Here is a 12,661-nt window from a genome sequence, read left to right on the forward strand (position 1 = left end):
AGATGCGTCGTTCAACGAGCCGAACAGCGCGACAGCTGGCCGGGTGGGTGCTGGCCGGCTTGCTGTTGCCTTCAATCGCCCATGCCCAACTGCTTACTTACGAGTTGAGCATGCGCGACGGCCATTTCACCCCGCCGCAGCTGGAAGTACCGGCCGGGCAGCGCTTCAAGATCGTGCTGAAAAACGTCGGCCAGGGTCCGGCGGAATTCGAGAGCACGCCCCTGCGGGTGGAAAAGGTCCTGTCGCCCGGCGTTACCACGTTTGTCGTCATTCACCCGCTGCGCCCCGGGCACTATCCGTTTTTCGATGAATTCAACCCGCAACTGCCCGAGGGCGGCATCCTCGCCCAGTAGTCGGCGAACAGGAGGTGTTTGCATGACTCAATCCATGTTTATTGTCTGGCGCGAAAGCGTCGAGGCGCTGTTGGTAATCGGCATACTCCAGGCCTGGGTCAGCCGGCAGCAACAGGCCGGTCGCTTGTTGCAGTTCGTGTGGGCTGGCGTGGCGCTGGGTTTGCTGTTGTCGGGCATCTTGGCCTGTCTGATTCTGTTGGCCGGCGAAGCCATGAGCGGCGCGGCCAATGAATGGTTCCAGGCGGCGTTGGCGCTGGTCGCCAGTCTGCTGATCGTGCAAATGGTCGGTTGGATGCACCGAAACGCCGGGACGTTGAAACAGGATCTGACGCGTCACGCCGACCATCGTTTCAGCCGCCAGGGTGGATGGGGGCTGATGGTGTTGGCGCTGCTGGCCGTCAGCCGCGAAGGCAGTGAAACCGTGGTCTTCCTGTATGGCGCCGGGGCGCGTCTGCAAGGGGCGCCACTGGGCTTGTTCGCCGTGGGCGCGGTGGCCGGCCTGCTGCTGGCGCTGCTGACCATCGTCTTGCTGCACGGCAGTCGACGGTTCATCTCATGGCCGCGTTTCTTTGCCATCAGCGAAACCATTCTGTTGTTATTGGGGGCAGCGCTGCTGGTCAGCGGCATTGAGCGGATCAGCGGTCAGTTGCTGGCGATGGACTGGCCCGAAGTGGTCTACCAAGGCATCGGCGACGCGCTCTGGGACAGCAGCGCGATATTGGATGACGGCCACGGCTTGGGCGGTTTCCTGGCGGACTTCACCGGCTATCGAGCCAGTCCCAGTGCCATGACCTTGTTGGTGTGGCTCGGCTACTGGCTGGGGGTTGCCGGCTGGCTGCGGCCACGCAAAGCGCAAACGCTGCCATGTCCGACTTGAACCTCTGGCTGCAACGTCTGGGCGACGGCATGCGGCGCCACGGCGCAACCATTCGCGCCGTGCAATGGGCGGTGGTGCTGGTCTATGCGGTACTGCTGGTGGTGCCGGCGCTGTTGCCATTGCCCAGCAGCCAGGCTCGGCTGTTGGACAACCTCACGCTGCTGGCGCAGTTTCTGTTCTGGGGCATCTGGTGGCCTTTCGTGTTGCTGTCGATTGTGCTGTTCGGTCGACTCTGGTGTGGCGTGCTGTGTCCTGAAGGTGCCTTGAGTGAATGGGCCAGCCAGTATGGCAAAGGCCTGGGCGTGCCACGCGGGGTGCGTTGGGCCGGCTGGCCGACCCTGGCGTTCTGCCTGACCACGATCTATGGGCAGTTGATCAGCGTCTATGACTATGCCCAGGCGGCGCTGTTGATCCTGGGGGGCTCGACGGTCGCAGCGGTGATCGTTGGCCTGCTGTTCGCCCGAGGCAAGCGCGTGTGGTGCCGCTACCTGTGTCCAGTCAGTGGCGTCTTTGCCCTGCTTGCTCGCCTGGCGCCGGTGCACTTCCAGGTGAACGAGCAACGCTGGCTGGAAAACCCCGCGCCGCGCCGACCGCCTCCCAACTGCGCGCCATTGCTGGACATTCGCCGGATGCGCGGTGCCGCCGATTGCCACGCCTGTGGTCGCTGCAGCGGCCAGCGCGATGCGGTACGCCTGATAGCCCGTTCCAGTAACGAGGAAATCCTTCACTCGAGCGCAACCACCCTTTCGCCTTGGGACGCGCGCTTGTTGTTGTTCGGCGTCATTGGCCTGGCCATGGGGGCTTTTCAGTGGACCGTCAGCCCCTGGTTCATTGCCATGAAGCAGAGCCTGGCCCAATGGCTGGTCGCCCATGAGCTGTTCTGGCCGTTGCAAGACAACGCCCCTTGGTGGTTGCTGACCCACTATCCGCAGCTTAATGACAGCTTCAGTTGGCTAGATGGCTTTTGCATCGTCGCTTATCTGGGCATGAGTGCCTTGCTGTTGGGCACGTCGCTGCTGCTGTTGATGCGCCTGGCGGCAAGACTCTCGGGCGATCCTGCACAGTATTGGCCCTTGGCCATCACCCTGACGCCCCTCGGCGGTGCAGGGTTGTTCCTCGGCTTGTCGGCCACCACCGTCAAACTGCTGCGCTATGAAGGGTTGTTGCTCGACTGGGTACAACCGGCTCGGGCCGCGCTGCTGGTCGCGGCAATCGCCTGGAGTCTGTGGCTGGGCTACAAGCGCCTGGAACATGCAACCCGCCGGCCCCTCGCAATGGCCTGCCTGGTATTGGCCAATGGCCTGGTGGGTTATGGCTGGTGGTTGCAGTTCTGGGGATGGTGAACACGCAGTGCAAGCGTTGCTCCCACAGCGGATCGCTAACGTTCACGATACCTTGGAACGACGCAAAACCCTGTGGGAGCAAAGCTTGCTCGCGATCGCGGTGGGTCAGTTTGAGCGGTGTTGGCTGTGCAGACGCCTCGCGAGCAAGCTTTGCTCCCACGGTGGATTTGTGTGGTTCACAACAGCTGACGCGGGGCTGGCCTAGACCTTGAACCGCGCAACGGTCTCATGCAGTGAGCCGGCCATCTGCGCCAGGTCCTGACCGGCGGTATCAGTATGCCGGGCCCCGAGCAATACCTGTTCGGACAGGTTGCGAATACCCACCAGGTTACGGTCCACTTCTCGGGCTACCAGCGCCTGTTCTTCGGTGGCGCTGGCGATCATCAGATTGCGCTCGTTGATCTGCGAGATCGAACGGGCGATTTCATCCAGGGCATCGCCGGAGCGGCGGGCCACTTGCAAAGTGGTCTGCACCAGTTCGCTGTTGCTTTGCATGGCGGTCACGGCGTGCTCGCTGTCCTGGCGGATGTTGCCGATCATCTCCTCGATTTCCCGAGTCGAATCCTGGGTGCGATGGGCCAGTGCCCGGACTTCGTCGGCCACCACGGCAAAACCACGCCCGGCATCGCCAGCGCGGGCTGCTTCAATGGCGGCGTTCAAGGCCAGCAGATTGGTTTGATCGGCAATGCCGCGGATCACGTCCAGCACCGAACTGATGTGCTCGACCCTGCCTGCCAACTGCTGGATGCGTCCCGAGGAGTCCGTCACCCCCAGCGCCAATGCGCTGATCGAAGCAACGGTCTCCTGAACCTGCTCACGACCGCGCTGGGCGGTTTGCTCGGATATCCGCGAGGCTTCGCTGGTACTCACCGCATTGCGCGCCACTTCGTCCACCGCCGCCGTCATCTGGTTCACGGCCGCCGCGGCCTGTTCGATTTCCTGGCCTTGCAGTTCCAGGGTGCTGTTGGTCTGACTGCTCACCGCACTCAGCTCTTCGGAGGAACTGGCCACCCGATCCACCGAAGCCGCAATGTGCCGGACCATGCTGTTGAGGCTCTGCTGCATGTCATGCATGTTGCTCATTACGCTGTCGTTTGCACTCCCGGCGTCCAGCGGCACGCGGATCGTCAAGTCGCCTTGGGCAATCTGGCTCAGCACCCGCGCCGCATCATCGGGCTCGCCACCCAGCGGACGGGTCACGCTGCGGGTCACCAGGACCGCAACGGTACTGACCAGGGCCAGGCAGGCCAGCACCAGTGTCAGCATGTTGCGCCGCGCGTCGCTGTAGCGCGCCTGGGCCAGCTGTTCACGCTCGACAAACAACCGGCCCTGCATCGCCATCAGCCCTTCCAGGCTTTTGTAGACCTCAAGCTCGGCCGGCATCACGCCCTGCTTGAGTTGCGTCATCGCGTCGTCCGTGGCTCCCTGGCGAATCAACGCCTGCACCTGAACGAACGCGGCCACATACGCCTCACGGTGCTTCTTCAGTGCCGCATACGCCGCTTTGCCTTCCGGCTGATCGAACAGCGGCTCCAGCGTGGTAAAGGCCTGGGTAATACGTTGCCGGGTCATGTCGATCGATTGCTGGACCTGCGCGTTGTTCTTGTCGATCAACAGGTCCCGGGTGTTCCTGGCGTTATCGCGCACACCCGTGGCGATCACCATGATCGGGTCGATCTTCGGCCAATCCTGTCTGACGATTTGCACCGCCTGGTCGCGCAGCGTGGCCAGGTCGTTCAAGGCGTATAACGCCAGGGCGATCAACGCCAGTGGAGCGATGGCAAAACCGATCACGATACGGTGGGCAGTGGTGAGTCTGGTCATATCAAATGCTCCCTGTTCAACTACCTGCCGATTGGCAGCGCATTTGAAAACCATAAAAAAAGCCATAAAAAAGAGCGGCCCGGCGATCCCGAACCGCTGTCGGTCGTTCATCCCCGGGGACGGTCAACTGCGTAAAACGAACGAGGGAAACAACTCGCGCATGGCGGCCCACAACTCCGGCTGCAAGGCCTGTGCCGAAACACTGGAAAGATGGGGGTCGAGCATCCGGGCCGTGCGCACCAGTTGCACAGCGAAACGCGTGACGCCCTGCTCGCTCAGGCGGCGAGCCAGGGTCAACAACCGTTCGGGATCGAACAAATGCCAATGCACGGTGGTCCGGCATTCATAATCCACGCCGCTGGCCAGCAGATAGTCGAGGCTGCGCCAGTTGGCGGCACCGCTGCCATGAACCCGAGTCACGTCCAGGGCGTCTTCGGGCAAGGCCTTGATGTCGAAGCCAACCCAGTCGGCTTGCCCGACCACTTTGGCGAAGGCCGCCGGTTTGATGCCGGCGCTGTGCAGGCCGATGCGAAAACCCATCTGCCGCACTTGCTCCATGGCTGGCGCCAGGCCGTCCTGCAGGGTCGGCTCACCACCGCTGAACACCACGGCGTCAAGCAGATCCTGGCGACGTTGCAAAAATGCCAACACCCGACACCAATCCACCTCTTCGCTGCCGCGCGGCGGGATCAGTTGCGGGTTGTGGCAATAACGACAACGCCAGGCGCAGCCCTGGCAAAACAGTACGCAAGCCAGTTGGCCCGGATAATCGAGGGTGGTCAGGGGCACCATGCCCCCAACCCGTAGCGCTCGACTCATGGACGCCCGGCCGCGCTTTCAGTGAAGTGAACCCGTTCGCGATGCTCGGACTGTTTGCCTGGGTTGAAGGCCGCCACCGGACGGTGATAACCCATCACGCGGGTCCAGACTTCGCAACGTTGACGCTGTGCCTGCGGAAGAGATTGTGATGCGTTCATGGATGAAGCTCCTTGCGGTCGATGGATCGGATCAGTGAACGCTGCCTGCCAACTGCTGTTGCAACAGCAAGGCCTCGTCGCATTTGGGGCAAAACTCATGTTCCCCGGCCAGGTAGCCGTGAACCGGGCAGATGGAAAACGTCGGCGTGATGGTCAGGTACGGCAGCCGGAAGCGTCCCAGGGCCTTGCGCACCAGCTGCTTGCAGGCCTGTGTGGAGGAAATCTGCTCGGCCATGTACAGGTGCAGCACGGTGCCGCCGGTGTATTTGCATTGCAGTTCGTCTTGCAGCTCCAAGGCTTCGAACGGATCGTCGGTGAAGCCCACCGGTAACTGCGACGAGTTGGTGTAATACGGGGCGATCGGGCTGCCGGCCTGCAAGATATCGGGGTAACGCTTGAGGTCTTCCTTGGCGAAACGGTAGGTGGTGCCCTCGGCAGGGGTGGCTTCCAGGTTGTAGAGGTGGCCGGTTTCTTCCTGAAAGCGCAGCAGCGTGGCGCGCACGTGATCCAGCAGTTTCAGGGCGAATGCCCGGCCTTGCTCGGTATGCAGGCCTTGCTGGTCATCGGTGAAATTGCGCAGCATTTCGTGCAGGCCGTTCACGCCGATGGTGGAGAAGTGATTACGCAGGGTGCCCAGGTAGCGCTTGGTGTACGGGTACAGCCCGGCGTCCATGTGGTGCTGGATGACCTTGCGCTTGACCTCCAGGCTCTCCTTCGCCAGTTCCATCAGCGTATCGATGCGTTGCAGCAATGCGCTGGTATCGCCTTTGTACAGGTAGCCCAGGCGTGCGCAGTTGATCGTCACCACACCTAGTGAGCCGGTCTGTTCCGCCGAGCCGAACAGGCCTCCTCCGCGCTTGAGCAACTCGCGCACATCCAGTTGCAGGCGGCAGCACATCGAGCGCACCTGGTTGGGTTGCATGTCCGAGTTGAGGAAGTTCTGGAAATACGGCAGACCGTAGCGGGCGGTCATCTCGAACAAGCGGTCGGCGTTCTCGCTGTCCCACGGGAAGTCATGGGTGATGTTGTAGGTCGGGATCGGGAAAGTGAACACCCGGCCCTTTGCATCACCGGCCTGCATCACCTCGATGTAGGCGCGATTGATCAATTCCATTTCCACTTGCAGATCACCGTAGGCGAACGGCATCTCCTCGCCACCGATCACCGGAATCTGTTCGCGCAGATCCTCCGGGCAGACCCAGTCGAACGTAAGGTTGGTAAAAGGTGTTTGCGTACCCCAGCGTGACGGGACGTTGAGGTTGTAGATGAACTCCTGCAACGACTGGCGGACCTCGTCATAGCTGAGTCTGTCCTTGCGCACATACGGCGCCAGGTAGGTGTCGAACGAGCTGAACGCCTGGGCACCGGCCCATTCGTTTTGCAGCGTGCCGAGGAAATTCACCATCTGCCCCAAGGCGCTGCTCAAATGTTTGGGCGGCCCGGCCTCAACCCGTCCCGGCACCCCATTGAGGCCTTCGTGCAGCAGCGTGCGCAGCGACCAGCCGGCGCAGTAACCGGCGAGCATGTCGAGGTCGTGGATATGCAGGTCGGCCTCGCGGTGCGCCTGGCCGATGGCCTGGCTGTAGACCTCGTCGAGCCAATAGTTGGCGGTGACCTTGCCCGATACGTTGAGGATCAGCCCACCGAGGGAGTAACCCTGGTTGGCATTGGCCTGTACGCGCCAGTCTTCGCGGTCCAGGTATTCGTTCATCGAGGTGGCGACTTCCACCAGGGTGCGACGATCCCGGCGCAGGCGTCCATGTTGCTCGCGGTAGACGATATAGGCACGCATGGCCAGAAAGAAACCGGCGTCCATCAGCACTCGCTCGACACGGTCCTGGATCTGCTCGACGCTCAAGCGCGTCTGTCCTTCCAATCGCGTCAGCACCGCTTCCAGCAACCCTTCAGCCTCCCCCTCAGCGTATTCGCCGGTGGCCTTGCCGGCGGCGATCAGCGCCTGGCGGATCTTGTCCGCGTCGAAGGCAACCACACTGCCATCGCGCTTGTGCAAGCGGTTACAGCCTACTGAGATCAACGTGCTCTGCATTTTGGCTCCAGACACTACATATAGATAATTAACAGGCTTAAAACACAATATGCAGTGGAGAGTACGGCCAAAAGTCAGGGTTGCAATTGATCGATATCAAGAATCGAGGGTGGATCAGCCGCTTGAGATGTCGACCGGTATAACCCATCGCGAGCAGGCTCGCTCCCACATGGGTTTTCAGGTGTCTGCTCTTTCTGCGTACACCACAAATCCCTGTGGGAGCGAGCCTGCTCGCGATAACGGCGGTCCATTCAACATCTGCGCTGAGGCTCACCCACCACTCATGTTCATGAACCGCACAATCTGCACTTCCCCGCCAGGGTTGAAGTCGTGACGCAGGGGTTTGCCGCGCAGCGCCTGTTGTACCGCCTGGATCAGCGGTTGATCGTCCAGCGGATAGCGCCGCAACAAACTGCGCAGGTCCAGAGAATCTTCCTGTCCCAGGCACAGCAGCAACCGCCCTTCAACGGTCATGCGCACCCGGTTGCAACTGGCGCAAAAGTTGTGGGTATTGGGGGAAATGAAACCGATCCGGGTCTGCGCGTGCTGCTCCAGGCGCACATAACGCGCCGGGCCGCCGCTGTTTTCGGTGCTGTCGAGCAAGCGGTGATGATTGGCAATGACCGCCCGCACCTCATCGCTGGAACAGAACGACTCGCCCCGGGCACGCCCGACCTCACCCAAGGGCATTTCCTCGATGAAGCTGATGTCGATGCGTTGCTCGATGGCGTACTGCACCAGCGCCGGGACTTCATCGAAGTTGCGCCCTTTCATCACCACGCAGTTGAGCTTGATCCGCTCGAACCCTGCGCCCTTCGCCGCTTCAATGCCCGCCAGCACCTGATCCAGATCGCCGTTGCGGGTGATCGCCCGAAAACGCTCGCCATCCAGGCTGTCCAGGCTGATGTTCATGCGCTTGACCCCGGCATCGACCAGCGGCCGGGCCAGTCGCCCCAGCTGCGAACCGTTGCTGGTCATCACCAGTTCCCGCAGGCCGGGCAATGCCGCGATGTCGCGACACAACCCGACGATGCCCGGACGGATCAGCGGTTCGCCACCGGTCAGGCGGATTTTCTTGACCCCCAGCCCCACGAACAACCGCGCCAATCGGTGCAGTTCCTCCAGGGTCAACACCTGCTGGCGCGGCAGGAAGGTCATGTTTTTCGCCATGCAATACACGCAGCGAAAATCACAACGATCGGTCACCGACATCCGCAGATAGTCGATCTGGCGCCCAAATCCGTCCTGCAACACGGCGTTCATGTCTGTCCCCTGATTGAGCCGGTGCTCACTGCACCAGCGGCGAGTCGGCGCCCTGAAGATGAATGCCGCGAATGTCCGCCGCACCGATCAGGGTTTGCAGGTACTGCACCAGCGCCTTCTGCCACACGCCTTGTTGCAGCTGGGTGCGAATCGCCGTCGCCACCGCCTCATAAGGCAACGGTTGGCCTTCGACACGCTGATCGATGCTGATCACATGCCAGCCGTAGCGGCTTTCCAGCGGTTTGCCCACCAGGCCCGCCGGCAAGGCAAACAACTGGCGCTCCAGTTCGGGCACGGTCTGGCCCTTACTGATCTGCCCCAGCGAGCCGCCCTGAGCCTTGGACGGGCAGGCTGAGTGGTTCAACGCCAGTTCGGCAAAGCTACCGGGGAACTCGTCCAGGCGTTGCAGCAGGGTTTCGGCCTGGCCGTGAGCCTGGTCGCGCGCTTCGGCGTCGTCCGGTGCGCATTCGAGCAGAATGTGCCGCACCGCCAGCAAGGGGGCGCTGTGAAAGCGCGCCCGATTGCTTTCGTAGTAGCGCAGGCAGGTCGCCTCATCACATTGCGGCACCTGCACCTCACGCTCGAGCAACAGCCGCGTGGCCGCCTCCTCTTCGTTTTCACCGGCGCCCACCTGCAACGCCAGCCCCAGCTCGGCGATGCGTTGCTGAAGCAACTCCCGGATCACCAACGCCCGGGCCGCCTGGTAGACCGCATCCTCGCGGCTCTCAGCCGGGTGATACTGCAGCTCCTGGGCCATCGCCTGGGGTGTGATCGACACCCCGTTGACGCTGATGATCGGCCACTCCTGCTCACTGCTGGCAATCAATTGTGCCGGGGCTTCCTCACCTGGCACCGGCCCGGCCTGGGCCGGTTCGAACTGCACCGCGCCCGCCGGCTCGATATCGCTGAGCGGCGGGGTCACTGGCGCTGCTTTCGCTGAAGAACCGCAGCCGCCGCTGCCCCCGTTACCGCCGCCACATCCGCATCCACTAGCCATGATCGTCTCCTTAGAACTTCTGCCGCACGATTTGATAACGACGCCCCAGGTACCAGACCGGCGCACTGACGATATGGACGAGACGGGTAAACGGGAACAGCACGAACAGGGTCAGGCCCAGTACCACATGCAGCTTGTAGACCAAGCCCACCGGCGCAATGGCCGCGGCCGCCTCCACCGGACGCAACAGCACAGTGTTCTGTGCCCAGTCGGCCAGCATCACCATCACCGAACCGTCCATATGGGCGGTGGACGCCACAATGGTCATCAGCCCCAGCACCAGTTGCACCAGCAGCACCACCAACACCAGGATGTCCGACGTGCTGGACGTGGCGCGCACTCGCGGGTCGCTCAGCCGCCGGTTGAGCAGCATCACCAGACCGATCAGACCCAGCACCCCAAAGAACCCGCCGGACACCATCGCCAGCAACTGTTTGTTCTCAGTGCTCAACACATGGTGATAGATCGCCGCCGGCGTCAGCAGGCCGACAAAGTGGCCGGCCAGGACGAACAACACACCGACATGGAACAGATTGCTCGCCACGCGCATGCCACGGTTGCTCAGCATCTGGCTGGAGCCGGCCTTCCAGGTGTACTGGGACAGGTCAAACCGCGCCCAACTGCCGATCAGGCAAATCGCCAAGGCGACATAGGGGTAGACCCCGAACATCAACAGATCCCATTTAGACATTGCCCACCTCCCCGGCGGGCGCAGCGGCCCGTCCTTCATGCTGAAAATCCACCCAATGCAACGGCACCGCGCTTTCGTCCCGGGCCTTGCCCGGCGCACTCGGCAGCGAACTGCAACGGTCCTGCTGCTCGGCCTTCATGAAATCCACCGCTTCCTCTTCCCAGATCCTGTCCAGGGCTTCGAGGGAGTCGTCGCGTGGCTCGGCCTTGACCTGCTCACGCAACTCGGCCACCGCCACCTGGGGCTCGGCCCCGGCGATTTGCAGCAAGGCCCGGAAACAACTGGCGTAGGCGCTCTCGCGCTCTTCCAGGCGCGCCGCCAGCAAGGCCAGCAGATGCGCCACATCGGCCAGTCCTTCGCGGGCCTCGATGTCTTCGCGGGTGGAGAGAAACTCCAGGTACAGCGGGATGTAATCGGGCAGTTCCTTCACGCCGATGGCAAAACCGGCCTCTTCGTACTGGGCCATCATGTCCACCATGGCCTGGCCCCGGTCGCGGGACTCGCCATGGACGTGTTCGAACAGCAGCAGCGACAACGAGCGCCCACGGCCGAACAGCGCGCCGTAGTGCTCCTGGCCGTCCATCAGGTCCTGGCCACAGATCAGTTCCAGCAACTCGAACAGCGCAGCGCGCTGCTTCGGGCTGATTTCCCGTGCCTGCACAATCGCTTGCTCCAGCTCGTCGCGACCGGCCACCAGGGTTTCGGTCGGATAATCGAGCAGCAACGAAATCACCTTGAGAATGCGCATGTTCATTCCTCCCACAACTGCACGGTTTTGATGACGTCGCGGCGGTTGGCCTTCTTGGCGCCGAACATGTTGGTGTCGGTACTGCCGCTGCAACCGCTGCCGAAACTGAAACCACAACCGGAGCGTTCGGCGAACGCATCGCTCATGGCGTCTTCGCGGTGGGCGCTTGGTACGACAAAACGGTCTTCGTAGTTGGCGATGGCCAGATAGCGGTACATCTCTTCCACCTGGTTCACGCTCAGGCCGACATCGGCCAGCACTTGCAGGTCCTGCACGCCGTCCACCTGTTCGGAACGCTTGTAGGCACGCATCGCCAGCAGGCGCTTGAGGGCGCGCTTGACCGGTTTTTCATCGCCGGCGGTGAGCATGTTGGCCAGGTAGCGCAGCGGAATGCGCAGGCTGTCGACGTCCGGGATCACCCCGTTCATGCCCACGGTGCCGGCCGCCGCAGCGTTCTGGATCGGCGACAGTGGCGGCACGTACCAGACCATTGGCAAGGTGCGGTATTCCGGGTGCAACGGCAGCGCGAGTTTCCAGTCCACGGCCATTTTGTAGACCGGCGAGCGTTGCGCCGAGTCGATCACCGACTGCGGCACGCCGTCGGCCAGGGCCTGGCGAATCACCGCCGGGTCGTTCGGGTCGAGGAAGATCTCCAGTTGCTTCTCATACAGATCGTGCTCGTTGGCGGTGCTCGCCACTTCGCTGATGCGGTCGGCGTCGTACAGCAACACCCCGAGGTAGCGGATGCGGCCGACGCAGGTTTCAGCGCAAACCGTCGGCATCCCGGCTTCGATGCGCGGGTAGCAGAAAATGCATTTCTCCGATTTGCCGCTCTTCCAGTTGAAATAGATTTTCTTGTACGGGCAGCCGCTGATGCACATGCGCCAGCCGCGGCATTTCTCCTGGTCAATCAGGACGATGCCGTCCTCCTCGCGCTTGTAGATCGCCCCGCTCGGGCAGGACGCCGCGCACGCCGGGTTCAGGCAGTGCTCGCACAGGCGCGGCAGGTACATCATGAAGGTGTTTTCGTACTCGCCGTAAATGTCCGCCTGGATCTGGTCGAAGTTCTTGTCCTTGCGCCGCTTGGCAAACTCGGTGCCCAGGATCTCCTCCCAGTTCGGGCCCCACTCGATTTTCTCCATGCGCTTGCCGGACACCAGCGAGCGCGGCCGTGCGGTGGGCTGATGCTCGCCCAAAGGCGCGGTGTGCAGGTGCTGGTAGTCGAAGTCGAACGGTTCGTAGTAATCGTCCAGGCTCGGCAAGTCCGGGTTGGCGAAGATGTTCGCCAGCACGCGGAACTTGCCGCCGATGCGTGGGTTGATCGAACCGTCGGCGTTACGGATCCAGCCGCCCTTCCACTTGTCCTGGTTTTCCCACTCTTTGGGGTAGCCGATGCCAGGCTTGGATTCGACGTTGTTGAACCAGGCGTATTCCATGCCTTCGCGGCTGGTCCAGACGTTCTTGCAGGTAATCGAGCAGGTGTGACAGCCGATGCATTTGTCCAGGTTCAGGACCATGCCGATTTGTGAGCGAATTTTCAT

General features: G+C 62.2%; 12 protein-coding genes. 3 read left to right on the forward strand and 9 right to left on the reverse strand.

The window, feature by feature from the left end:
- Positions 1 to 2: 2 nt before the first annotated feature.
- From AC3I65_RS13210 to AC3I65_RS13220, 3 genes are read left to right on the forward strand one after another with little or no spacing between them, the layout of a single operon-like run.
- Positions 3 to 353: a cupredoxin domain-containing protein gene (locus tag AC3I65_RS13210; protein WP_160892341.1), complete on the forward strand. Its 351-nt coding sequence runs from the start codon at positions 3 to 5 to the stop codon at positions 351 to 353.
- Between the two features lie 22 nt (positions 354 to 375).
- Positions 376 to 1,230 (forward strand): FTR1 family iron permease, encoded by an 855-nt coding sequence (locus AC3I65_RS13215; protein ID WP_488523850.1) that lies wholly within the window; start codon positions 376 to 378, stop codon positions 1,228 to 1,230.
- Positions 1,218 to 2,573: a 4Fe-4S binding protein gene (locus AC3I65_RS13220; RefSeq protein WP_173406923.1), complete on the forward strand. Its 1,356-nt coding sequence runs from the start codon at positions 1,218 to 1,220 to the stop codon at positions 2,571 to 2,573. Before AC3I65_RS13215 ends, AC3I65_RS13220 begins: the two co-directional genes overlap by 13 nt.
- A 201-nt stretch (positions 2,574 to 2,774) precedes the next feature.
- Here AC3I65_RS13220 and AC3I65_RS13225 read toward each other — a convergent pair whose 3' ends face one another.
- From AC3I65_RS13225 to narH, 9 genes are all read right to left on the reverse strand, one after another.
- The gene (locus AC3I65_RS13225) at positions 2,775 to 4,397 is read right to left on the reverse strand and encodes a methyl-accepting chemotaxis protein (protein ID WP_076384523.1); all 1,623 of its coding nucleotides are present in this window, start codon (positions 4,395 to 4,397) and stop codon (positions 2,775 to 2,777) included.
- A gap of 123 nt (positions 4,398 to 4,520) precedes the next feature.
- Entirely contained in the window at positions 4,521 to 5,216 is a 696-nt protein-coding gene (locus tag AC3I65_RS13230; RefSeq protein WP_047229165.1) for an anaerobic ribonucleoside-triphosphate reductase activating protein, read from the reverse strand.
- The gene (gene nrdD / locus AC3I65_RS13235; RefSeq protein ID WP_003182303.1) at positions 5,213 to 5,374 is read right to left on the reverse strand and encodes an anaerobic ribonucleoside-triphosphate reductase; all 162 of its coding nucleotides are present in this window, start codon (positions 5,372 to 5,374) and stop codon (positions 5,213 to 5,215) included. The genes AC3I65_RS13230 and nrdD overlap by 4 nt, the downstream gene beginning before the upstream one ends.
- A gap of 31 nt (positions 5,375 to 5,405) precedes the next feature.
- A complete protein-coding gene (locus AC3I65_RS13240; RefSeq protein WP_047229166.1) occupies positions 5,406 to 7,421 on the reverse strand; it encodes a ribonucleoside triphosphate reductase in 2,016 nt (671 codons plus the stop codon).
- Between the two features lie 270 nt (positions 7,422 to 7,691).
- Positions 7,692 to 8,684 carry a GTP 3',8-cyclase MoaA gene (gene moaA, locus AC3I65_RS13245; RefSeq protein ID WP_107322430.1) on the reverse strand — a complete coding sequence of 331 codons (993 nt, stop codon included), beginning with the start codon at positions 8,682 to 8,684 and terminating at the stop codon, positions 7,692 to 7,694.
- A gap of 25 nt (positions 8,685 to 8,709) precedes the next feature.
- Entirely contained in the window at positions 8,710 to 9,681 is a 972-nt protein-coding gene (locus AC3I65_RS13250; RefSeq protein ID WP_488523851.1) for a peptidylprolyl isomerase, read from the reverse strand.
- A 10-nt stretch (positions 9,682 to 9,691) separates the two neighbouring features.
- Entirely contained in the window at positions 9,692 to 10,372 is a 681-nt protein-coding gene (narI, locus tag AC3I65_RS13255) for a respiratory nitrate reductase subunit gamma (protein WP_047229169.1), read from the reverse strand.
- Positions 10,365 to 11,120, reverse strand: a complete 756-nt coding sequence (narJ, locus tag AC3I65_RS13260; protein WP_047229170.1) for a nitrate reductase molybdenum cofactor assembly chaperone — start codon at positions 11,118 to 11,120, stop codon at positions 10,365 to 10,367. Before narJ ends, narI begins: the two co-directional genes overlap by 8 nt.
- Positions 11,121 to 11,122: 2 nt before the next feature.
- A complete protein-coding gene (gene narH, locus AC3I65_RS13265; RefSeq protein WP_047229171.1) occupies positions 11,123 to 12,661 on the reverse strand; it encodes a nitrate reductase subunit beta in 1,539 nt (512 codons plus the stop codon).

The sequence above is a fragment of the Pseudomonas sp. N-1-13 genome, assembly GCF_057787095.1.

Excerpts from the sequence above, each read along its gene's own strand:
- narI (WP_047229169.1), bottom strand. The coding sequence starts at position 10,372 with ATGTCTAAATGGGATCTGTTGATGTTCGGGGTCTACCCCTATGTCGCC.
- AC3I65_RS13240 (WP_047229166.1), bottom strand. The coding sequence starts at position 7,421 with ATGCAGAGCACGTTGATCTCAGTAGGCTGTAACCGCTTGCACAAGCGC.
- AC3I65_RS13250 (WP_488523851.1), bottom strand. The coding sequence starts at position 9,681 with ATGGCTAGTGGATGCGGATGTGGCGGCGGTAACGGGGGCAGCGGCGGC.
- narH (WP_047229171.1), bottom strand. The coding sequence starts at position 12,661 with ATGAAAATTCGCTCACAAATCGGCATGGTCCTGAACCTGGACAAATGC.
- AC3I65_RS13220 (WP_173406923.1), top strand. The coding sequence starts at position 1,218 with ATGTCCGACTTGAACCTCTGGCTGCAACGTCTGGGCGACGGCATGCGG.
- AC3I65_RS13210 (WP_160892341.1), top strand. The coding sequence starts at position 3 with ATGCGTCGTTCAACGAGCCGAACAGCGCGACAGCTGGCCGGGTGGGTG.
- moaA (WP_107322430.1), bottom strand. The coding sequence starts at position 8,684 with ATGAACGCCGTGTTGCAGGACGGATTTGGGCGCCAGATCGACTATCTG.
- nrdD (WP_003182303.1), bottom strand. The coding sequence starts at position 5,374 with ATGAACGCATCACAATCTCTTCCGCAGGCACAGCGTCAACGTTGCGAA.
- AC3I65_RS13215 (WP_488523850.1), top strand. The coding sequence starts at position 376 with ATGACTCAATCCATGTTTATTGTCTGGCGCGAAAGCGTCGAGGCGCTG.
- narJ (WP_047229170.1), bottom strand. The coding sequence starts at position 11,120 with ATGCGCATTCTCAAGGTGATTTCGTTGCTGCTCGATTATCCGACCGAA.
- AC3I65_RS13230 (WP_047229165.1), bottom strand. The coding sequence starts at position 5,216 with ATGAGTCGAGCGCTACGGGTTGGGGGCATGGTGCCCCTGACCACCCTC.
- AC3I65_RS13225 (WP_076384523.1), bottom strand. The coding sequence starts at position 4,397 with ATGACCAGACTCACCACTGCCCACCGTATCGTGATCGGTTTTGCCATC.